Origin of the sequence: Sphingomonas aracearum (genome assembly GCF_003345355.1) — a bacterium.
GTDB lineage: Bacteria > Pseudomonadota > Alphaproteobacteria > Sphingomonadales > Sphingomonadaceae > Sphingomonas > Sphingomonas aracearum.
This window is the reverse complement of sequence record NZ_QQNB01000003.1, coordinates 532924-555662: the sequence shown is the minus strand read 5'-3', so window position 1 is coordinate 555662 and position 22739 is coordinate 532924. Positions and strand designations below refer to the sequence as shown.

The 22739-nt window shown below is 71.1% G+C and carries 12 protein-coding genes; 7 read left to right on the top strand and 5 right to left on the bottom strand.

Features of this window, described 5'->3' with window-relative positions; all coding sequences use genetic code 11:
• Nucleotides 1–134: 134 nt before the first annotated feature.
• The 7 genes from DVW87_RS15640 to DVW87_RS15615 all read left to right on the top strand — a co-directional run bounded on the left by DVW87_RS15640 (nucleotide 135) and on the right by DVW87_RS15615 (nucleotide 17403).
• Nucleotides 135–10613: a BapA/Bap/LapF family large adhesin gene (locus tag DVW87_RS15640; protein ID WP_114688723.1), complete on the top strand. Its 10479-nt coding sequence runs from the start codon at nucleotides 135–137 to the stop codon at nucleotides 10611–10613.
• Between the two features lie 115 nt (nucleotides 10614–10728).
• Nucleotides 10729–12042, top strand: a complete 1314-nt coding sequence (locus DVW87_RS15635; protein ID WP_239017947.1) for a TolC family protein — start codon at nucleotides 10729–10731, stop codon at nucleotides 12040–12042.
• Nucleotides 12039–14231 carry a type I secretion system permease/ATPase gene (locus tag DVW87_RS15630; protein ID WP_114688721.1) on the top strand — a complete coding sequence of 731 codons (2193 nt, stop codon included), beginning with the start codon at nucleotides 12039–12041 and terminating at the stop codon, nucleotides 14229–14231. Before DVW87_RS15635 ends, DVW87_RS15630 begins: the two co-directional genes overlap by 4 nt.
• Nucleotides 14228–15415: an HlyD family type I secretion periplasmic adaptor subunit gene (locus DVW87_RS15625; RefSeq protein WP_114688720.1), complete on the top strand. Its 1188-nt coding sequence runs from the start codon at nucleotides 14228–14230 to the stop codon at nucleotides 15413–15415. Before DVW87_RS15630 ends, DVW87_RS15625 begins: the two co-directional genes overlap by 4 nt.
• A complete protein-coding gene (locus DVW87_RS15620; protein WP_147276286.1) occupies nucleotides 15405–15860 on the top strand; it encodes a helix-turn-helix domain-containing protein in 456 nt (151 codons plus the stop codon). Before DVW87_RS15625 ends, DVW87_RS15620 begins: the two co-directional genes overlap by 11 nt.
• Nucleotides 15861–15864: 4 nt before the next feature.
• Entirely contained in the window at nucleotides 15865–16047 is a 183-nt protein-coding gene (locus tag DVW87_RS17855) for a hypothetical protein (protein WP_147276285.1), read from the top strand.
• A gap of 480 nt (nucleotides 16048–16527) precedes the next feature.
• Nucleotides 16528–17403 (top strand): ThuA domain-containing protein, encoded by an 876-nt coding sequence (locus DVW87_RS15615; RefSeq protein ID WP_239017946.1) that lies wholly within the window; start codon nucleotides 16528–16530, stop codon nucleotides 17401–17403.
• Here the strand turns inward: DVW87_RS15615 and DVW87_RS15610 are convergent.
• From DVW87_RS15610 to DVW87_RS15590, 5 genes are all read right to left on the bottom strand, one after another.
• A complete protein-coding gene (locus DVW87_RS15610; RefSeq protein ID WP_220149831.1) occupies nucleotides 17295–18314 on the bottom strand; it encodes a DUF1861 family protein in 1020 nt (339 codons plus the stop codon). The two genes, DVW87_RS15615 and DVW87_RS15610, sit on opposite strands and share 109 nt — an antisense overlap.
• A gap of 63 nt (nucleotides 18315–18377) precedes the next feature.
• A complete protein-coding gene (locus DVW87_RS15605; protein WP_114688717.1) occupies nucleotides 18378–19232 on the bottom strand; it encodes a carbohydrate ABC transporter permease in 855 nt (284 codons plus the stop codon).
• Nucleotides 19229–20128, bottom strand: a complete 900-nt coding sequence (locus DVW87_RS15600; protein WP_220149830.1) for a carbohydrate ABC transporter permease — start codon at nucleotides 20126–20128, stop codon at nucleotides 19229–19231. The genes DVW87_RS15605 and DVW87_RS15600 overlap by 4 nt, the downstream gene beginning before the upstream one ends.
• Nucleotides 20125–21408: an extracellular solute-binding protein gene (locus DVW87_RS15595; RefSeq protein WP_114688716.1), complete on the bottom strand. Its 1284-nt coding sequence runs from the start codon at nucleotides 21406–21408 to the stop codon at nucleotides 20125–20127. Before DVW87_RS15595 ends, DVW87_RS15600 begins: the two co-directional genes overlap by 4 nt.
• The gene (locus DVW87_RS15590) at nucleotides 21405–22727 is read right to left on the bottom strand and encodes a hypothetical protein (RefSeq protein WP_181814860.1); all 1323 of its coding nucleotides are present in this window, start codon (nucleotides 22725–22727) and stop codon (nucleotides 21405–21407) included. The genes DVW87_RS15595 and DVW87_RS15590 overlap by 4 nt, the downstream gene beginning before the upstream one ends.
• Between the last annotated feature and the right edge of the window lie 12 nt (nucleotides 22728–22739).

Sequence of the window (22739 nt, the reverse complement as noted above, 5' to 3'; positions counted from 1 at the left end):
GATTTATTGATTCCGTTTCCGGAATCGACGTTCCGGACCTTCATTCTCCGCCGTTAGCCTCCTGAAATCCGGCGTTTTGCGCGTCGGTACCGGTTCAAGAAGCGCGCCCGACATGCGCAAAAGGGAGGCAGAAAATGGCCGTCGACGCAGAAGTCATCTCCAAGGTCAACGGTACCGTCACGCAGGTTGCCGCCGATACCATCGACCTCGATGCGCCCAGCATCGTTCGTCTGCATCTGGATCGCAGCCAGCTCGCCAACCTGGAACAGGAGGGCGAGGATCTGCTGGTCACGCTGAAGACCGGTGAGGTGATCCGCGTCGAGGACTTCTACCAGAACGGCGCTCCCGAACAGAGCGATCTGGTGCTGCAGGAGCGCGACGGCCAGCTCTGGCAGGCGCGCGCGGCGGGTTCGACCCACCGTTTCAAGCTGTTGTCCGACATCGGCGAACTGCTCGGCGGCGAAGGCGCCGGCGGCTCGGCGCTGGCGGTGCCGCTGGTCGGCGCGCTGGGTGCCGGCGGCATCGCGGCGGTCGCCTCCGACGGCGGCGACAGCGGCACGTCGAGCAACCTCAACTCGGGCACGCCCACCGCGCCGGGAGGCGGCACCACCCCGCTCCCGGACAGCACGGCGCCTGCTGCGCCCACCGTGGCCATCAGCGCGAACGGCGCCACCGTTTCCGGGCGCGGCGAGGCGGGCGCCACGGTGGAGGTGCGCAATGCCGCAGGTGCCGTGATCGGCAGCTCGACGGTCGCCGCCAGCGGCGACTACACGCTCAACCTCGCCACGCCGAGCACCAACGGCGAAACGCTGACGATCACGCAGCGCGATGCGGCGGGCAACGTCTCCGCCTCCGTTCAGGCGACCGCGCCGGACACCACCGCGCCCGCCGCTCCCACCGTCGCCATCGATGCGAACGGCGCCACCGTTTCCGGCACCGGCGAGCCGGGGGCCACTCTCGAGGTGCGCAACGCCGCCGGCGTTGTGGTCGGCACCGCCGCGGTCGGCGCCAACGGTGCATACAGCGTCACGCTCGCCACGCCGAGCACCAACGGCGAAACGCTGACGATCACGCAGCGCGATGCGGCGGGCAACGTCTCCGCCTCCGTTCAGGCGACCGCGCCGGACACCACCGCCCCGGCCGCCCCGAACGCGCAGATCGATGCAACGGGCACCATCCTCTCCGGCACGGGCGAGCCCGGCGCGCAAGTGAGCGTCCGCGATCCGGAAGGAACCAGCGTCGCCACCGCTCAGGTCGGCACCGACGGCACCTATTCCGTGACGCTGCCCGCCCCACGCGTCGACGGCACCCCGCTCACCGTGGTGCAGACCGACGCGAACGGCAACGCCTCGCCTGCCGCCACGCTGCTCACGCCGGACCTGATCGCGCCCGCCGCGCCCACCGTGGAGTTCACGCCCGGCGGCGCGTCGATCACCGGCACGGCCGAGCCGGGCGCGACGGTGACCGTGGAGGATGGCAGCGGCACCGTGCTGGGCACCGCCACCATCGGCCCGGACGGCACCTACAGCGTGCCACTGGCCGCCATTCCGCCGGAGGGATCGACGATCACCGTCGGCCAGGCCGATCCTGCCGGCAATCCCTCGCCCACCGTGTCGGTCACAGTGCCCGACCTGGCGGCTCCCGCCGCGCCGACGATCGTCGTGCGTGACGATGGCGCCGCCGCCTCCGGCACCGGGGAACCCGGCGCCACCGTCACCCTCACCGATCCCACCGGCGCCGTGCTGGGCACCGCCGTGGTCGCCGCGGACGGCAGCTACGCCGCCACGCTCCAGCCCGCGCAGGTCAATGCCGAGCGCGTCACCGCCACCCAGACGGATGCCGCCGGCAACGTCTCCGCCCCCGCCAGCGACATCGCGCCCGACCTCACCGCGCCCCTGGCACCGACGCTGGCGATCAGCGCGGACGGGGCGGCCGTGACCGGCACCGGCGAGCCGGGTGCCACCGTAACCATCCGCAGCCCGCTCGGCGCCGTGATCGGCACCGCTCTGGTCGCCGCGGACGGCAGCTACGCCGCGACCCTGTCGGCCGCGCAGACCAACGGCGAAGTGCTCACCGCCACCCAGTCGGACCCCGCCGGCAATCTCTCGCCCGAGGCAAGCGCGACCGCGCCGGATCTCGTCGCCAACACCAACCCCGATGCGCCCACCACCGCGGTCAGCGCCGACGGCGGCTTCGTCACCGGCACCGCCCAGCCCGGCGCCGCGATCACCGTCTACGACGCCAACGGCGTTCAGGTCGCCGCCGGCACCGCCGCGGCGGACGGCAGCTACTCGGTCGCTCTTTCCCCGCCGCGCATCGACGGCGAGACGATCCGCGTGACCCAGACCGAGGCCGATGGCGACGTGTCGCCGCCCGCCACCGCGACCGCGCCGGACCTCACCGCGCCGGATGCGCCGACGATCGCCATCAACGCGGACGGCACCGTCGCCACCGGCACGGGCGAACCCGGCGCCACCGTGACCCTCACCGACCCGAGCGGCGCGGTGCTCGGCACGGCGCTGGTCCAGGCCAATGGCAGCTATACCGCGACGCTGAACCCGCCCCAGACGGACGCGCAGGTCGTCACCGCGACGCAGGCCGATGCCGCCGGCAACGTTTCGGGCGCGGCCACCGACGTCGCGCCGGACTTCACCGCGCCGGCCGCCCCCACCCTCTCGATCAGCGCGGACGGCACGGTCGCCGGCGGCACGGGTGAGCCGGGCGCCACCGTCACCCTCACCGGCGCCAACGGTGCCGTGATCGGCACGGCGCTGGTCGCCGCGGACGGCAGCTTTGCCACGCCGCTGACCCCGCCGCTGACCAACGGCGAGCCCGTTGTCGCCAGCCAGACCGACGCGGCGGGCAATGCCTCGCCAGCCGCAAGCGCGGTGTCACCCGATTTCACCGCCCCCGGCGCGCCGAGCGCAACGATCGGCGCGGACGGCGCGCAGGTCACCGGGACCGGCGAGCCCGGCGCACAGATCGTGGTGCGCGACGGCGCCGGCACCGTGCTGGGCACCGCCACCGTCGCCGCGGACGGCAGCTATGTCGCCGCGCTGGCCCCGGCGCCCACCAACGGCGAGGCCTTGGTGATCCAGCAGGCCGACCCCGCGGGCAACTTCTCGCCTCCCGTTCAAGTCACTGCGCCCGATATCACGCCGCCCGCCGCCCCCGCCGCCACGCTGGACGCCAGCGGCTCTGTCATCACCGGCACCGGCGAGCCGGGCGCGCAGGTGGAGGTCCGCGATGCCGCCGCCGCCGTGATCGGCACCGCCGTCGTCACGCCGCAGGGCGCGTTCACTCTCGTGCTGGCCACGCCGCAGGTGGCCGGCGGCACGCTGTCGGTCGTTCAGGCCGACGCAGCCGGCAACACCTCGGCGCCGACCGCGCTCGCCGCGCCCGACCGCACCGCGCCCGCAGCGCCGACGCTGGCGATCAGCGCGGACGGCGCGGCGGTGACCGGCACCGGCGAGCCGGGTGCCTCCGTGACCATCCGCAGCCCGCTCGGCGCCGTGATCGGCAGCGCGGTGGTGGCCGCGGACGGCAGCTACGCCGCCACGCTTTCGGCCGCACAGACCAATGGCGAGGTGCTCACCGCCACCCAGTCGGACCCCGCCGGCAATCTCTCGCCCCAGGCAAACGCGACCGCCCCGGATCTCGTCGCCAACACCAACCCCGATGCGCCGACCGCCGTGGTCAGCGCGGACGGCGGCTTCGTCACCGGCACTGCGCAGCCCGGCGCCGCGATCACCGTCTATGACGCCAACGGCGTTCAGGTCGCCGCCGGCACCGCTGCGGCGGACGGCAGCTATTCGGTCGCCCTTTCCCCGCCGCGCATCGACGGCGAGACGATCCGCGTGACCCAGACCGAGGCGGATGGCGACGTATCGCCCCCCGCCGCCGCTACCGCACCCGATCTCACCGCGCCGGCCGCGCCCGCGGCGGCGATCGACGGCACCGGCGTGGTGGTGACCGGAACGGGCGAGCCCGGCGCCACCGTGCGCGTGCTCGCCGCGGACGGGACCGTGCTCGGCACGGCCACGGTGGGCGCATCCGGTGCCTTCGCCGTTCCGCTGACGCCGCCCCAGGCCAATGGCGAGCCGCTCTCCGTCGTGCAGACCGACCCCAGCGGAAATCCGTCCGCCGCCACCGCGCTGGCGGCGCCGGACATCACCGCGCCGCTCGCCCCCGTCGCCACGATTGCCGGCGACGGCAGCACGGCGACTGGCACGGGCGAGCCCGGCGCCACCATCACCGTTGTCGACGCAAACGGCATCGTGATCGGCGCCGGTGCGGCGGCAGCCGACGGCACGTTCACGGTTGCGCTGTCGCCGGCACAGGCGAATGGCGGGCAGATCGCCCTTTCTCAGACCGATGCCGCCGGCAACGCCTCGCCGCCGCTCACGCTCGCTGCACCCGACGTCACCGCTCCGGTCCCGCCCAGCGCCACGGTGAGCGCGAACGGCACCTCCGTCAGCGGTCTGGCGGAGCCCGGCGCGACGGTGACCGTCACCGGCGCGGGCGGCCTCGTGCTGGGTAGCGGCGTTGCCGGCGCGAACGGCAGCTACACGGTGGCGATCGCCCCCGCCCAGGCCAATGGCGAGCAGGTGGCGGTGACGCAGGCCGACGCCGCCGGCAACGTCTCGCCGGCCACTCCGGCTATCGCCCCCGACATCACCGCACCTGCGGCGCCGACGATCGACGTCGGCGCGGACGGCGCCACCACCACCGGCACCGGCGAGCCCGGCGCCACGGTGACGCTGACCGGCCCGACCGGCGCCGTGCTCGCCACCGCGCTGGTCGCCGCGGACGGCACCTACGCCGCCACGCTCAACCCCGCCCAGCTCAACGGCGAGGTCGTCACCGCCACGCAGAGAGACGCTGCCGGCAACGTCTCGGGCGCGGCCACCGACATCGCGCCCGATGTCACCGCCCCGGCCGCGCCGACCATCGACGTGGGCACGGACGGCGCCTCCGTCGCCGGCACCGGCGAGCCCGGAGCCACCGTGACGATCACCGATCCGGCCGGCACCGTGCTGGCCACCGCGCTGGTCGCCGCCGACGGCACCTACACCGCCGCTCTCGTCCCGGCGCAGATCGCGGCCCAGCTGGTCACCGCCACCCAGACCGACGCCGCCGGCAACCTCTCGGGCGCGGCCACCGACGTGGCGCCCGATCTCACCGCGCCTGCCGCGCCGGTTGCGGCGATCGCCGCGGACGGCTCGGCCGTGTCCGGCACCGGCGAGGCCGGCGCGGCCATCACGGTCAGCGATCCGGCCGGCACCGTGCTGGCCACCGGCACGGCCGGTGCGGACGGCATCTTCACGATCGCGCTGGTCCCGCCGCGCGACAATGGCGGGCAGCTCTCGGTCGTGCAGACCGATGTGGCCGGCAATGCGTCGCCCGCCGCCGCGGTGATCGCGCCCGACCTGATCCCCCCTGCGGTGCCGACGATCGCCATCAGCGGCGATGGCGCCGCCGTGACGGGCGCCGGCGAGCCGGGCGCGTCCGTCACCATCGTCAACGCGAACGGCGACGTGCTGGGCACGGCGATCGTCGGCTCGGACGGTCAGTACGGCACGGCGCTCACGCCCCCGCAGGTGAACGGCGAGCAGGTGTTCGCGACGCAGGTGGATCCGGGCGGCAATGCGTCCGATCCTGCCTCCGCCGTGGCGCCGGACTTCACCGCCCCGGCAACGCCCGTGGTCGCCATCGCCGCCGACGGCACCGCGGCGACCGGCACCGGCGAGCCGGGCGCAGCCGTCTCGGTCACCGGGGCGGACGGCACCCCGCTCGGCAGCGCCATCGTCGGGGCGGACGGAACGTTCCGCGTGCCGCTCGCGCCGGCGCAGGTCGAAGGCGAAACGCTTACCGTTCGCCAGACGGACGTCGCCGACAATCCTTCCGGCGCGGTCACCGTGCTGGCGCCAGATCTCGATGCGCCGCTGGGCCTGACGGCGGCGGTCAATGCGGACGGCACGATCGTCACCGGAGCCGGCGAGGTCGGCGCCACCGTCACCGTCCGCGATCCGGCCGGCGCGGTGATCGGCACCGCCACCGTTGCCGCCGACGGCACCTACACGGCGGCGCTCACCACGCCGCAGCGCAACGGCGAAACGCTGACCGCGACACAGGCCGATGCGGAGGGCAACGTGTCGCTGCCGGTCACCACGGCCGCGCCGGACCTGACGCCGCCCGCCGTGCCCACCGCCGCGATCGGTGCGGACGGCGCCGTTGTCACCGGCACCGGGGAAGCCGGCGCCACCGTTTCCGTCACCAATGCGGCGGGCACCGTCGTCGGCACCGGCCCGGTGGCGGCGGACGGCAGCTTCAGCGTGACGCTGACACCGGCTCAGGCCGATGGCGGCATCCTCACCGTGGTGCAGGCGGACCCCACCGGCAACCTGTCGCCGACCACCACCGTGGCCGCGCCGGACATCACGCCGCCGGCCCTGCCGACGCTGGCGATCAGTGCCGACGGCACCATCGCCACCGGCACCGGCGAGCCGGGCGCGACCGTGACCATCACCGATCCTGCGGGAACGGCGATCGGCAGCGGCGTGGTCGATGGCGCCGGCACCTACACCGCGGCGCTCGCCCCGGCGCAGGTGAACGGCCAGCTGCTCACCGCCACGCAGGCGGACGTTGCCGGCAATCCGTCCGCACCGGCCACCGCGGTTGCACCCGACGGCACGGCTCCGCTGGCCCCCACCATCGCCATCTCGGCCGATGGCGCCACCGTCACGGGCACCGGCGAGCCGGGCGCGCGGGTGGTCGTCACCAGCGGCGGCGGCGTGGTCGGCGCGACGACCGTGGCGGCAGACGGCAGCTACGCGGTTCAGCTCGATCCGCCGCTCGTCAACGCCGAGCCGCTCACCGCGACGCAGACCGACGCGGCCGGCAACGGCTCGCCCACGGCAAGCACGATCGCGCCGGATCTCACGCCGCCCGCCGCTCCGGTGGCGGCGGTCGCCGGCGACGGCGGCAGCGTGACCGGCACCGGCGAGCCGGGCGCCACCGTCACGATCGCGAACGCGGCCGGCACCGCCATCGGCACCGCCGTGGTGGATGCAGGCGGCGCCTTCACCGCCACTCTCACAACGCCGCAGCGCAATGGCGAGACGCTGAGCCTCACCCAGCGGGACGCCGCGGGCAACGTGTCGCCCGCCGCCGCCGCCGTCGCGCCCGACCTCACCCCGCCGGCGGTTCCCGCCGCAGCGGTGGCGGCGGACGGCAGCGCGGTCACCGGCACGGGTGAGCCCGGCGCCACCGTGACCGTCAGCGGAGCAGCCGGCGTGCTGGGCAGCGCGGTCGTGGCCGGAGACGGCACCTTCGCCGTTCCGCTGGCGTCGCCCCAGGCGAACGGCCAGGCGCTCACGGTGGTGCAGACCGATGCGGCGGGCAACGCCTCGCCGGTGGTACCGCTGATCGCGCCGGACATCACGCCGCCGGCCGCCCCAACCCTCGCCATCGCGGCCGATGGCGCGACCGCGACCGGCACCGGCGAGCCCGGCGCCGTGGTCTCGATCGTGGTGGACGGCGCCGTGGTCGGCACGGCCACCGTGGCGGCGGACGGCACCTACACCGCGCCGCTCGCCCCCGCGCAGATCGATGGTGGCCTGGTCACCGCAACCCAGGCGGACGTGGCGGGCAACATCTCCACGCCGGCTTCCGCCGTGGCGCCGGACGCCACCCCGCCCGCGGCACCCGTCGCGGTCGTCTCCGCCGATGGCGGGTTCGTCACCGGCACGGGTGAGCCCGGCGCAACCGTCACCGTGACGAACGCGGCCGGCACCGTGCTGGGCACCGCCACCGTCGCGGGCGACGGTCGCTACGCCGTGCCGCTGAACGATCGCCAGGATGACGGCGAGACGCTGACGGTGCGGCAGGCCGATCAGGCGGGCAACCTCTCGCCGGCGACCACCATCGTCGCCCCGGACGACGTGCCGCCGCTGATCCCGGTGGCCAGCGTCACCGCGGACGGCGGCGCGGTGGTCGGCACCGGGCTTGCCGGCGCAACCGTCACCGTCACCGGCGCGACCGGCGGGGTGCTCGGCACCGCGCTGGTGCAGCCGGACGGCAGCTATTCGGTGGCGCTCAATCCGCCACAGCGCAATGGCGAGGTGGTCAGCGTGACCCAGGCGGACACCGCCGGCAACGTCTCGCCCCCTGTGCCCGCAGTCGCGCCCGACCTCACCGCCCCGGCCGCCCCGACCGCGTCCGTCTCGGGTGATGGCGGCAGCGTGACGGGAACGGGCGAGGCAGGGTCCCGCGTCACGGTGACCACGCTCGCCGGCGCCGTTCTCGGCACGGCGCTGGTCGGTGCGGACGGCCTCTATCTGGTGCCGCTGACGAGTGCGCAGCGGAACGGCGAAACGGTGGTGGCCACCCAGGCGGATGCCGCCGGCAACACGTCACCGGCCGCCACCGCCATCGCTCCGGACCTGACCGCCCCCGCGGCGCCCGCCGCGCTGGCGATCTCGCCGAACGGCGCCACCGTCACCGGTACCGGCGAGGCCGGCGCCCGCGTGGAGGTACGCAATGCCGGCGGCCAGTTGCTCGGCACTGGCACGGTCGGCACCGACGGCGCGTTCAGCGTCGGCCTCTCCCCGGCGCAGCAGGCCGGCGGCACCCTCGGCGTGACCCTCGCCGACGCGGCCGGCAACCGCTCCGGGACCGGCACGGTGGCGGCGCCGTTCGACATCGACGCGTTCGACAACGCGAACACCGCGGCGATCGACCTGCAACCGGTGACAACGGGGGTGAACCTCGGCACGGCCAACTACCTGGCGCTGGTGTCGCTTGGCGCCGTGAACCTCAATGCGCAGGTGCTGGGCGTTCCGTCCGTCAACTTCACGGTGCAGGAGGGCCACACCCTCAATGCCGTGTTCACCTATGACGCGCTCGCCAATATCGGCGCGTTGAGCGGCTATGCGGTCGCGGTTCAGCGCTTTGACGGCACGAACTGGGTTGCGGTGGACACGCAGGGCGCGGCCACCTTGGTGCAGGTGGGGCTGCTGAACGGCAACGTCACCGCCACGGAAACGCTGGGAGCGGGCCAGTACCGCGCGTTTCTGACCTTCCAGGGCACGGCGGGCGTGGGGCTTCTCGGCGCGCTGACGGTGACGGGCACCGATCTCGATTATACCGATGTCGGCGCCGCGGTGCCAGCGGCGACGCAGGGCAACGTCATCACCGATGCGAGCCCCGCGGGCGAGATCGACATCGTGGCGCCCGGCACGCGGGTGGCCAGCGTCACGGTGAACGGCGTCACCACCGCGGTGGTCGGCGACGGCACGGCCGTGACCGGCAGCTGGGGCACGCTGCTCATCAACCTCAACGGCAGCTACACCTACACGCCGGCCGCCAATGCCGCCGCGATCGGTCACACCGATACGTTCACCTACACGCTGATCGATCCGAGCGACGGGGAGCTGGAAAGCGCCAACCTGTCGATCGCGATCGGCAGCCCGGACATCACCGGCGCCCCGCTGGCGGTGAACGACACGGCGACGGCGGCTGTGACGTACCAGAACGTCTCGACGACCATTGCGCCCGCCCAGGAGTTCACGTTCAACACCCCGCTGTCGCTCGGCGCGCCGCGCACCGGCTCGGGGGCGGACAGCTTCACGGTGGCCGCCAACACCGTGTCCGACGTGACGCTCACCGCCGTGCGTGGCGGCACCATCGCGCTGTTCCCCAGCTACACGATCACCGTGCGCAACGCGGCGGGCGCGGTGGTCGGCACCACGACGCAGACGGCGGTGGCCGGCCTGCCGCTGGGTGCCGGCGTGTCGCTGACGCTGGATGACCTGCCGGCCGGCACCTACACCTACACCGTGTCCAGCACGAACACGATCGGCACCGGCTATGGCACCACCGTGTATATCGGCGAGAACGTCACGTTCCTGGATCGCTACACGGTGACCGGCACGACGGCGGCGACCGGGGACCTGCTCGCCAACGACACCCCCAATGCCGACTTCTACGCGGTGCGTATCGGCACCGGCGCCACCTTCACGGAAGTGGGGGACACGCCACTGTCGATCGCGGGCCGCTACGGCACGCTGACGGTCACGGAAACCGGCGACTATACCTATCGCCCGAGCGGCACCCTGCCCTACTCGGCGGTGGATCTGCTCGACAGCTTCACCTACCAGCTGGTGCAGCCCAACGGCGTGGTCTCCACCGCCACGCTGAACGTGCGCATCGACGTTCCCGGCGACAATGCGGCGCCGGTGGCGACGACGTTCGCGGTCGAGAACGACGTGGTGTCGCTGGCCATGGTCGCCGGGCCGGAAGCGCACCCCGCGACCGGCGTCGAGCAGCACGATGCATCGGTCGTGGTCGGCGGCGGGCACCCTGACGTGCAGCCGACCGGCATCGCCCCCTTTGACCTGTTCGAAGGCCAGGGCGACGTGCCCGACGTGCTCGCCCGGTACCTGGACGAACATGCCCAGGCCCAGCCCGCGCCGGACTTCCCGACCGTCGCGCCGGCGCCGGAGGCGGTGCCGATCGAGCACACCGCCAGCGACCCGGTCGACCCGCTCGGCTACCTTGCCCTGCCGGTCGATCAAACCCGTGAGGAAGATCACTCCAGAATGACTGTATAATCGCGCAAAGATGACGCTAATACACGGCCGTATGCAGTTAAGTATACGGCCGTGTAAACTCTTCTTTAGTCCGGAAAACGGCACTGTCCTCTCCTATCAGAGAGGATAAAACGACATGGCTCATGGCCTGCGTTGCTTCCGCTCCGGACTGGCGATGTATGGCCTGGTCCTGGCGAGTGTGGCGAATACAGCGGCGACTGCCTCTCCGGGCGATCCGCCATTGACGATCGAGACTGCCGCGCGGCAGGTTGTTTCCTGGCATCCGGCGGTGATCGAGGCCTCCGGCGTGGTCGGGCAGGCGGATGCCGAGGTCAGCGCCGCGCGCGCGGGCTATTCCCCGATTATCAGCGCCGGCCTCGGCAGCGGCTATGACAGCCGGGTCAGCGGCACCTGGCGTCCCCGTCCGCAGATCGGCGCGCAGCAGATGCTGTTCGATTTCGGCAAGGTGTCCAGCGCGGTCGAGTCCGCGCGAGCCGGCACCCGCATTGGTCGCGCCGAGCTGCTGCTGGCGGTGGACACCCTGGTGCGCGACACCAGCTACGCCCTGATCGAGCTGCAACGCTCGATCGCCCTGCGCGATGTGGCCCGCGAGCAGGCGGAGCGGATCGCCGACATCAGCAAGCTGGTGGGCGAGCGATCCGACAAGGGCGCGGCGACCCGATCCGACGCGCTCCAGGCACAGGCGCGCGTGGAAGCGGCGCAGGCGACGCTCAGCCAGATCGAGGCGGAGGTGCGGCGCTGGTCCAGCAACCTTGCCTATCTGATGAACCGCCAGACGGTGTCCAGCGTCTCGGCGGACGTCCCGGACTGGCTGATGCGCAGCTGCACCGCGCCCATGCCGGCGTGGAGCGAGATCCCGTCGGTGATGGTGGCGGAGGCGCGGGCCGATCAGGCGGGGGCCGAGGTGCGTCGCAACCGGGCGGAGCGCTATCCCACCCTGTCGCTGGGCGGGGATGCCTCCACCGACTTCGCCTCGCCGTTCGGCGATCGCAGCATCTACAATTTCGGCCTTCGCGTGAGCAGCAACATCTTCGGCGGCGGGGTCACCGGCGCGCGCGTGCGCGGCGCCGAGTTCGCGCGCGGCGCGGCGGAGGCGGCCGCCACCCGTGCGCGGCTCGACACCAGCCAGCGCATGGCGGAGGCGCAGCAGCAGATCGAGAGCCTCGCGCGGCTGAACGACACGCTCGCCTCGCGCACGGCGAGCATGAAGGAAACCGGGCGCCTCTATCAGCTGCAATATCTGCAAATGGGCACCCGCACCCTCGTGGACCTGCTCAATGCCGAACAGGAGCTCCAGCAGGTGCGCTTCGAGGCGGTGAACAACGCGCACGACCTGCGCCGCCTGCAGACCGACTGCCTGTTCCTTTCCGGCCGCACTCGCGACGCCTTCGGGCTGACCGGCACCAGCATCGGCGGAGTGACCTTGTGAACGCCCCCCTTCCCTTTCCCGTTGCGCAGACGGGCGCCGGCATCGACGCCTGGCTCGAATTGCTCACCCGTGTCGCGCGGCACTATCGCCTGCCCGTCTCCGAACAGCGCGCACGCCTCGCGGCGCAATGGGAGCTGGCGGGCGATGCGGATGCCGGCATCCGGGCGCTCGCCCGCGCGCACGGCCTGTCCGTTCGCTTCGCTGCCGCCTCCGCCCTGCGCCTTTCCAACTGGCGGCTGCCGCTAATCGCGCGGCTGTCGGACGGCGAGCTGGCGCTGGTGGAGGCGCTCGATGGCCAGGGCGGCGCCACCGTCACGCTGGCCGGCGATCGCGGCACGGCCAACCACATGCCGCTGGAGGCGCTGCTGCGGGAAGCGACCGGGTTCGTCATCCCGCGCCCCGCCCGCTCCACTCCGGACGCCCGCGTGGACACCTATATCCGGCCGTTCGAGGATCACTGGCTGCGCCACGTGCTGTTGAAGGACGCACGCGGATACGGCCATGTGATGATCGCGTCGGTGGTGACCAACTGCCTCGGCCTGGCCGGCGTGCTGTTCTCCATGCAGGTCTATGACCGGGTGGTGCCGGCGGCGTCGATCCCGACGCTCACCATCCTGTTCCTGGGCGTGCTGATCGCCATCGGCTTCGACTTCCTGCTGCGGAGATTGCGTACCAATATCGTCGACATCCTCGGCAAGCGGGCGGACCTGCGGATCTCCGACCGCGTGTTCGGCCACGCCCTGCGCGTCACCAATCGCGCGCGCCCCGCCTCCACCGGCACGTTCATCGCGCAGCTTCGCGATCTCGACCAGGTGCGCGACCTGCTCACCTCCACCACGGTGGCGACGGTGGCGGACCTGCCTTTCTTCCTGCTGTTCGTCGGCGTGCTCTGGTATATCGGCGGCGTGCTGGCGCTGGTGCCGATGGCCGCTCTGGTGCTGCTGCTGGTGCCCGGCCTGCTCGCCCAGCGCCGCCTGCGCATGCTGGCAACCGAATCGATGCGCGAGTCCTCGCTTCGCAACGCCATGCTGGTCGAAGCGGTGCAGGGCATCGAGGATATCAAGGCGCTCCAGGCCGAAGACCGCTTCCAGCGCCAGTGGAACCACTACAATGCCGTCTCCGGCGAGGCGCAGCTGCGCCTGCGCGGCCTTACCAACACGCTCTCCGTCTGGACGCAAAGCGTGCAGAACGGCGTCTATGCCGCGATCATCTTCGTCGGCGCGCCGCTGGTGATCGCGCACGACATCACCACCGGCGCGCTGGTCGCCACCTCCATCCTCGGCTCGCGGATGATGGCGCCCCTGTCGCAGGTCACCTCGCTGCTCGCCCGGTGGCAGCATGCCAAGGTGGCGATGGGCAGCCTGAACCAGATCATGGCACTGCCCGTCGACGCAGCGGAGGCGGACAGCCGCATCCCGCTGCCGGCGGTGCAGGGCGGCTTCACCCTGCGCTCGGCGGTGTTCAGCTATGCCGATCCGAACGCCCCGCCGGCATTGAGCGTCCCGCATCTCGAGATCGCGGCGGGCGAGAAGATTGCCGTGCTCGGCCGCAACGGCGCCGGCAAGTCCACGCTGTTGCAGGGTCTGTCGGGCATGATGCAGCCGGTGTCGGGCGAGGTGCTGCTCGACGGGCTCGCGCTGCACCAGATCGACCCGGCGGACGTGCGCCGCGATGTCGGCCTGCTCACCCAGACGAGCCGGCTGTTCCATGGCACCGTGCGCGAGAACCTGACGCTCGGCGCGCCCGCCGCCAGCGACGGGGAGATCATGGCGGCGCTGGCGGCGGTCGGCGCCGACGGATTGGTCCGACGTCTGCGCGATGGCCTCGGCCATGTCGTGCAGGAAGGCGGACGCGGCCTGTCGGGCGGCCAGGTGCAGGCGTTGCTGCTCGCGCGCCTCCTGCTGCGGCAGCCCACCGTGATGCTGCTGGACGAGCCCACCGCCGCCATGGACGAGGCGACCGAGCGCCATTTCCTGAACAGCCTGCGCGCCGGCAGCCGCGACCGCACGCTGGTGATCGCCACCCACCGCATGCGCGTGCTCGACGTGGTGGACCGCCTGATGGTGGTCGACAACGGCCGCGTGCTGCTGGACGGCCCCAAGGACGACGTGCTGCGAACCATGCGCGGGGAAGGGCGCGGCGACGCGACCGGCGCGGCGCACGGCACCACCGGAAAGGAAGCGGCATGACCGCCATCGCGATCGACGACGACCACCTGTTCGGTGGCGAGAACGAGGCACGGCTCGCCTCCTCCACCCGCCTCATCTGGCTGCTCGCCGCGCTTTTCGCGGTGGGGCTCGGCTGGGCCTGGTTCGCCAGCCTGGACGAGGTGGCCACCGGCGAGGCCCGCGTGGTGCCGACCAACCGCGAGCAGGTGATCCAGTCGCTGGAAGGCGGCATCCTGTCCAAGCTGATGGTGCGGCAGGATCAGATCGTGGGCCCCGGCCAGATGCTGGCGCAGCTCGATCCCACCCAGGCCGGCTCCACCATGGAGGAAAGCGCCGCGAAATACCGCTCCGCGCTCGCCGCCGCCGCGCGGCTGCGCGCCGAGGCCAATGGCGTGCCGCTCGCTTTCCCGGCGGAACTCAGCGGCTATCCCGACCTGATCGCCTCCGAGCGGCGCCTGTACCAGACCCGGCGCCGCAGCCTGCAGGAATCGATGGGGCTGATCGATCAGTCGCTGGCGCTCATCAACCGCGAGGTGGGGATCGGCCAGTCGCTGATCGGCGTCGGCGCCGCCAGCAGCGTGGAGGTGCTCCGCCTGCAACGCCAGCGCGCCGAGCTCGAGCTGAAAAAGGCGGACCTGCGCTCGCAATATATGGTCGATGCGCGGCAGGAGCTCGCCAAGGTCACCGAGCAGGTGGATTCGCTGCAACCGGTCGTGCGCGGCCGTTCCGACACGCTCCAGCGCCTCACCTTCCGCTCGCCGGTGCGCGGCGTGGTGAAGAACATCGAGGTCTCCACCATCGGTGGGGTGGTGCCGCCCAACGGCAAGCTGATGGAGATCGTGCCGCTGGACGAGCGCCTGCTGATCGAGGCCCGGGTCCAGCCGCGCGACATCGCCTTCATCCGCCCCGGCCAGCGCGCGAGCGTGAAGGTCACCGCCTATGATTATTCGATCTATGGCGGGCTGGAGGGCGAGGTTTCCAGCATCTCGCCCGACACCATCCGCGACGAGGTGAAGCCGGAAGTCCTTTACTACCGCGTGTTCGTGCGCACCAAGTCCGACTCGCTGGTCAACAAGGCGGGAAAGCGCTTCCCGATCACGCCGGGCATGGTCGCCACCGTGGACATCCACACCGGCAGCAAGACCGTGCTGCAATATCTCCTGAAGCCGCTCAACCGGGCGCAGGAGGCGCTTCGTGAGCGATAGCGCGCCCCGGCGGCCGGGCCTGTCCGTGGTGCAGGGCGACCGCCAGACCCCGCCCGAACTCGTCGCCCGCGCCCGCAAGGCGCAGGAACTGCGCGGCACGATGACCACGGTGAGCCTGCCTGCCGAGCTGTTCGTCGATCCCGCCTGGGACATGATGATCGAGCTGATGATCGCCGAAGGCGAGTTCCGCCCGCTCTGCGTGAAGGATCTGATCGTCCTGTCCGGGGAAAGCGCGGCCAGCGCGATGCGCCGCATCGTGCGGCTGGAGGAAGCGGGCCTGCTCGTCCGCACGCCGGACCGGGCCGATCATCGCCGCGTGCATGTCACGCTGACGCTCAAGGGGCACGGGGCCATGGCCGCCATGCTGGAGCGACTGTTCGACAGCGGCTCCGGTCCGGGAGGACCGGCCGCGCCGCTCTCCTTCCGCCCCGGCGGCCTGCGCTGAGCCCATGACCGGCGCGGCCGCGGCGCGTTTGCGTCAGCGGTTCAGCGCCGCGGTGAAGTCCTCGATCGGCGTCACCGCGACATCGGGCGCGGCCTTGTTGAGCGGCGTCAATGCCCGGATCTGTGCAACGGTTTCCGACCGGTACCGCGCGCGGACGAACAGGCCACCTCTGCTTCCGCGCGCTTGATGGGGCGTCCACCGCCGCGCAGATGCTGCTGCTCCGGGGGGGGCGGCCGACCGTGTTCTGGGCGGGATGGCGCTACAACGCGGTGATCGTCACCGGGATCGTATCGCTGTACTTGCCCGCAGGGAGCGGCGGCAGGTCGCCGACGACGATGCGCATCGGCAAGGACGTACCGGCAAGGGTGCGCGCCAGCGGCTCGACCGCCTCACCTTGCAGATTGAGCCGGTAGCCATGCCTCGCACCTGAGCTCGCACCCCGATCTGCCGCGCGTGCGCCAGGGATCGATGCTGTAGGCCGCCCGGTCAGCGGCGGGTCCGAGACCGGGCATCTGCAACGCGATCACCCCTGTCGTTTCGGCCCGGTCGTCCTATGCTCGCGCCGCGGTGCCGATGAGCGGCCGCACCGGGCGGAGAGTTGACGATGCGCAAGCTGCTGGCGCTGGTTGCCTTGCTGACAATGGCTCAGGCAGCACCTGACCCTCATTTGCCGACGCCCACGTACGACGTGGTCGCACCGGTCCTGCCGGAGGGGCTGCACAATGCGGTGCTGATCGTGTCGAAGACGAACGGCTGGCGCCATATCGAGCACCTTCCGCATTCGAACGCCGTGCTTGCCGACATCGCACGAAGCCTCGGCCGGAAAAGCCTCGTTACCGAGAATGCGGCCATCTTCAACGACGCGCAGTTGCGCCGCTTCTCCGTTGTCGTCCTCAACAGCACCAGCGGCGATTTCCTCACCGCACGCCAACGTGCCGCCTTTGCCCGCTTCGTGGCGCGGGGTGGCGGCGTGGTGGCGCTGCATGCGGCCGGCGACAACAGTCATACCGATCCCTGGTATACCGCCACGATCATCGGCACCCGGTTCCTCGGCCATCCGGGCGGCCCGGATCAGTTCCAGTCGGCCCGGATCTTCGTCGATCGCCCGAACCATCCCGCCATGGCCGGCGTGCAGCTCCCCTGGGCACCGACCGACGAATGGTACTCCTTTGACGCAAGCCCCGCCGTACGCGGCATGACCGTGCTCGCCCGGATCGACGAGGCGAGTTACCGCCTGGGCGCCAAGCTGGCGATGGGAACGCACCCGGTCATCTGGATCAATCCCGCCGCCAAGGGCCGCGTCTTCTACTCCGCACTGGGCCACTCGCCGGAGGCTTATGACGATCCGAACTATCGGCGCATCCTTGCCAATGCGATCCGCTGGGCGGGCCGCGCGCCAGCGGATCGCGCGTCGGTCGGCGCCGACTGCCCCGGTCAGCCTGGAAGCACCGGCTCGCGCGATTGCCACGGCCCTGCCCTCCCGCTTCGCGATGTCGGGGGCGAGCCCGCCCCGGCCGCGGCCAGCGGCACGTCGAAGGGATAGGCGATGTCCAGCCATTGCGCTTCCGCATCGGAGGTCCCGGCGTAAAGGCGCGTGCCAGGACCGGTGCATACGATGCCGGACGAAAACACGACATCGACCAAGTCGGGCCGCTTGGCCGGTCCGGGGGCGAACTGATCGCGCGCGGCGATGATGCAATAGTCGCGCCAACGGCGGCCGGCCGGGTCGAACACAAAGGCGACCGCATAGTAACGCCGCACGCCGTAGAGGATGTCGCCGACGTAACAGGCGGCATGCGCGATCACGCCGAGCTCGCCGCTGGACAGCAGATGCACCTCGTTGGCGCCGCCCCAATCGAGCGGATGGAACATGCCTTCGAGCATCGGCGCCTGGTCGATCGCCTTTATCGTCAGGGCTTCCAGCGACGCCACCTCCGTATAGCCGATCGTACCGCGGCCACCCTTTCGCCCGCGCGGTCGGGTGAACACGCCAACGCGCCCGTCCGCCAGCTCGCACAGGCGAATATCCTTCATGCCCAGCGGCCCGGAAAAGAACGGCTGGAGATCGAAGATGTCGCTGCCGCGATAGAAATTCGTCCACCAGGTCAGCGTGCCGCCCGCCTCCGCCGTTTCGACGCCGCCGAAAACCAGTTCCTCCCCGATCCGCGTCACGAAAGGGTCCTGCAATCGGAAGCGCGGGGCGCCGTGGATCGGATGCCACATGCCGTCCCGCTCCTCGAAGAAGAGGGCGATCGATTCCTCGCTGTCCCGCGCTTCCACCCGCCCCGCCACCACGCGGCGCCCCGCCGATGCGAACGGGGCCGTGATATTGTAGACGTCGGCACCGTCCATGCCCGCAAAGACGAGCTTGCCCGTCGGGGACGGCACGCCGACGTTCCCGGCGGCAAAGGCCTCGTACAGCGTCGCGACGCGGGTGATGGTGCTACGGTCCACGGCGCTCTGCCTCCGGATTGTGCGGGGAGCGTATCAGCATGTCGGGGCCGTGCTGCACCGTCGTCATTTCAGGGTCAGGGCCATGCCCTGCAGGAAGTGTCGACGGAACAGGAGGAACAGCAGCACCAGCGGCAGCGTCTGCAGCACCGCGCCCGCCATGACCGGGCCGGCATAGCCGCCATATTGCTTGCTGAACGTCGCCAGCAGCACGGCAAGCGGCATCCGGTCCGTGTCGGAAATGGCGATCAGCGGCCACAGGAAATTGTCCCAGGTGCCGGTGAAGGTGAACAAGGCGACGATCGCGATGATCGACTTGTTGAGCGGCACCACCACCTTCATCACCGTCTGCCACAGGCTGGCGCGATCGAGCCGCGCGGCATCCAGCAGGTCCTCCGGCATGGCCCGGAACGACTGCGACATCATGTAGATGCCCCAGCCCGACATCATCGACGGGAAGATCAGCGCGCCCAGCGAGTTGAGCAGGCCGAGCTGCTTGATTAGCACGAACAAGGGCAGGATGAACATGGTCGTCGGAATGACCATCTGGAGCAGCAGAAAGTCGCCGAAGAGCTTGGCGCCGGGAAAACGCAGCCGGGCCAGCGCGTAGGCGATGAACGCGGAGGTCACGATCACCGAGGCCGTAACGCTGAGCGTGACGATGGCGGAGATGCCCATCGCCTGGAGGAACGGCCGATCCAGCTTGTCCGCGGTGGCGAACAGGAACCTGAAATTGTCGAAGGAGAAGTCGCCTTCGAACAGGCCGGTGGTATAGATCTGCGCGGTCGGCTTCAGCGACGCGGCCACCATCCAGGCGAACGGGTAAAGCCAGGTCAGGGCCAGCGTGTAGATGCCGATGGTCGCCGCCCAACCACCGGGGCTGCGCGACCGGACCAGGCGGGCGATGCTCTCCCGTGTCATGCGATCACCACCTTGCGTTCGAACAGGCGCCGTGCCGCCAGGACCAGCAGATAGCTGGCAAGCGACACGAGGATGCTCATGGTCGCGGCATGGCTGGGCTGGAGCCGCCGGAACGCCGTTTCGTAGATCATCATCTGCGGCGTCGCGGTGCTGTCCGCCGGGCCGCCGCCGGTGATGAGAAAGGGCTCGGTGAACAGGCCGAACGAGACGAGGATGGCGAAGACCAGCACCATCATCAGCTGCGGGTTGATCATCGGCAGCGTGACGCGGAACAGCCGGGTGAGCGGGCGCGCATGGTCGAGCGTCGCGGCGTCGTAGATCTCCCGCGGGATCGTCAGCAGGCCGGAATAGAGGATCAGGCCGTAATAGCCGACGAACTTCCACGCGACCACCAGCGCGATGGCGAGCATGGCCAGCGTCGGATGGGTCGTCCAGGGGACGCGAACGCCGATCCAGCCGAACAGCCATGCGTTCAGCGGGCCGGTCGAACTGAAGATCTTGGTGAACACCAGCGACACGGCAACGCCCGACGACACGTTGGACAGCAGGAAGCAGAGCGCAACGAAGGTCTTGCCCCGCCCGACATGCTGCAGGCCGAACGCGACGAGCAGCGCGCCGCCGAACGCGATCGGCAGGTAGAAGGCGAGGAAGCGGAGCACGTTCCACATCGCCTGCTGGAATTGCGGATCCTGCACCGTCAGCAACAGGTTGCGGCCGCCGGTGAACACGGGCTCGTCGAAGAAGCGCCATTGCGTGACCGACAGTCGCGCGAGCCAGAAGAACGGATAGGCCCAGAAGATCGCGGCGAAGACCAGATAGGCGAGCGCCAGCGACAAGCCGATCACCGCCTCGCGCGACAGGGCCCGGTGCCGCGATGCGTCTGCCCCGCGCCTCACGCCTGCACCGCGAGCATGCGATTGGTCTGCGCCACCGCCTCGGCGAGTGCATCGGCGGGTGAAAGCTGGCCGCCCATCAGCGGCTCGACAAGCTTGGTGGTCATGATCTTCTGGATATCGATCGTGTGCTCGCTGAGCGCCGGCGGCTTGGCGTTGACGACATGATCGGCATAAGCGCGCCCGATGGGGTTGGACCGGTAGTAGCGCGCGAAACGCGGGTTCTGGAGCAGGTCGCCCCGGGCCGGGGACAGCCCCGTTCGCTGCAGCCACAGGAGGTTCAGATCCTCCTCGCCCAGCACCCAGGCGAGGAAGTCGAACGCCGGCCGCGCCACGCGGCTGCTCTTGAAGATCACCAGTCCCTTGCTGTCCGAAAAGGTCGCGCCGACGCCCTCCCCTGCCGCGCGCGCGACGATCGGGCCGACTTCGATCCGCGCCAGCGTATCCGGATAGATCCTGGCGAACCGTTCCACGTCCCAGGGCCCGCGCACCGCGCCTGCGGCAAGGCCGGAGACGAGCGGCTCCTCCGCGTCGAAGTCCATCGCGGTCCAGCCGCGGCGGAACATGCGGTCCATGAAGCCGGCGGCCTGCTGCCCGGCAGCGTTGTCGTACAGCGCCCGCGCGCCCTCCAGATAGGGCCGGCCGCCCGATGCGGCATAATAGAAGGAGATGAAGTCGAACCAGCGATCCGCCCACCAGCGGCCGGAGACGACCTGCATGCCATAACGCTGCCGGGCGACGCCATAGCGGTCGCAAAAGGCATAAACCTCGTCATAGGTGCGCGGCGGCGCCGAGAAGCCATGCTTTTCCAGCAGGTCCGCGCGCCACCACAACAGGGTCGGGCTCGAATAGATCGGCAGCGCACTGACCTGCCCGTTCTGCGTCCAGCCGGCGAGGATCGCGCCCATGTTCCGCCGGGCGACCAGCGCGTCATAGCCGGGCATGGCGGCGAGATTCTCGACCTGGCCCAGGGCTGCGAGCTGCACCGCGAAGCCGGAAAAGATGTTGGAGCACAGATCGGGCTCGGTGCCGGCCACCAGCGCCGAGAGCACGGTGTCCTCGGAGCTGCCGGCGGTCGGAATGGTCGTGAAATCGACGGGAAGACCGCGCCCCAGGGCATTCCAGCGCGCCACCGCGATCTTCCAGAAGCCTTCCTCCGCCTCGTTCGGCGCAACCCAGAAACGAATGCGGTCGGTCCGCTTCTCGGTGCGGCGGGGGCCACAGCCGGCAAGCAGCGCCAGCCCCCCGGCGCCGAGCGTCAGGAGCGTGCGGCGCGCGATCATGGCAGCGGCGTTCCGCCCAGCGCGGTGAGCGCAAGAAGACCCTCCACCGTGGACTCCGCCCCCGCATTCGCGTTGACCGCGCCCGAGCCGGTGATGCCGTCCAGCACCCGCCCGGTGGCGGGATCGTACATCGGCCGCGTTGCGTCGTTCCGTCCGGCAAACCACTGCGCCAGCCGCTGGGCGGTGGTGCGGTAGCCCGCCTTGCCCGTGACCCGATACGCCTCGGTCGCGGCGAGCACCATCGGGCTGATCCCATAGGCGATCTGCGGGAAGCGGGCGATCTCGGCCGACTCCACCGCGCCGGGGCGCAGCGTGAAGCTGGCGAGCATGCCGTGCTCCATCAGGTAGGGATAGAAATGATCCACCTCGATCAAGGCGCTGGCGGTGAAGTCAGGCCGGTCGAGCAGCGCGCCGGCACGCAGCAGCGCATAGGCCTGCGCATTGCCCCACGCATGCCACTGGTCGCGCCAGCTGCGATAGGCACCGAAGGGGAAGCGGCGGGCGTCCCCGGCCTGCCTTTGCACCAGCCCCTCGCCGAGCCGCGCCAGCAGCGCGCGCGTGCCGGGGTCGCCGGTGCGCCGGTAATGCGCCATCAACCCCAGCATGGCGGTGGCGCCGGCATCCGCACCGGATCCGAACGGAAGCCAGCTCGCGCCCTCTCCCTTTCCGCCTCCCTGCGCCGGGAGGTCGCGCTTGAGATTGGCGACGAGCCGGTCGGCCGCGACACGCGCGCGCATTGCCAGAGGGGCGTCGGCCGGAAGACGCGTCATCGCCGCCTCCAGGCCCCACAAGGCGCGCAGCGACCACCAGTTCAGCTGGGCGCGCGACGTCCGATAGTCGCGATTGATCCGCCCGCCGGCCCAGATGAAATTGTGGAAATAGCCATTGTCCGCCTGCAGGCGCAGCACGAACCGCGTCATCAGGTCGAGCTGCCGCCGCCGCGCGGCGTCCAGCGTCGGCATTGCCGCGAGCAGCACCATGCCGCGCGCCACGTCATCGACGCAGGCATAGCCTTCGCGCGGCTCGATGGCGAAGCGGTAGTCGGGCGCTTCGCTGTAGATGTTGAGCACGCCCACGCGCTCGCCGCCGATGGTGGCCTCGGCAAAGAGGTGGTCGAAATGGCGCAGGCTGACGCGAAGGTCGCTCTCGACGGGCGAAGACGCTGCCGATACCGCCGCCAGGAGCGCGGGTGCAGGCCGGGGCGCCGCGCAGGACACCGAAACCAGCAACGGGAGCAGCGCCATGCCGCGCAGCAGGGGAGCGGTGTACCGCGAAAAGGCGTCACGCGCGCCGGGCATCCGCTGCGACCATCCTCCCATGCCCATGATTAA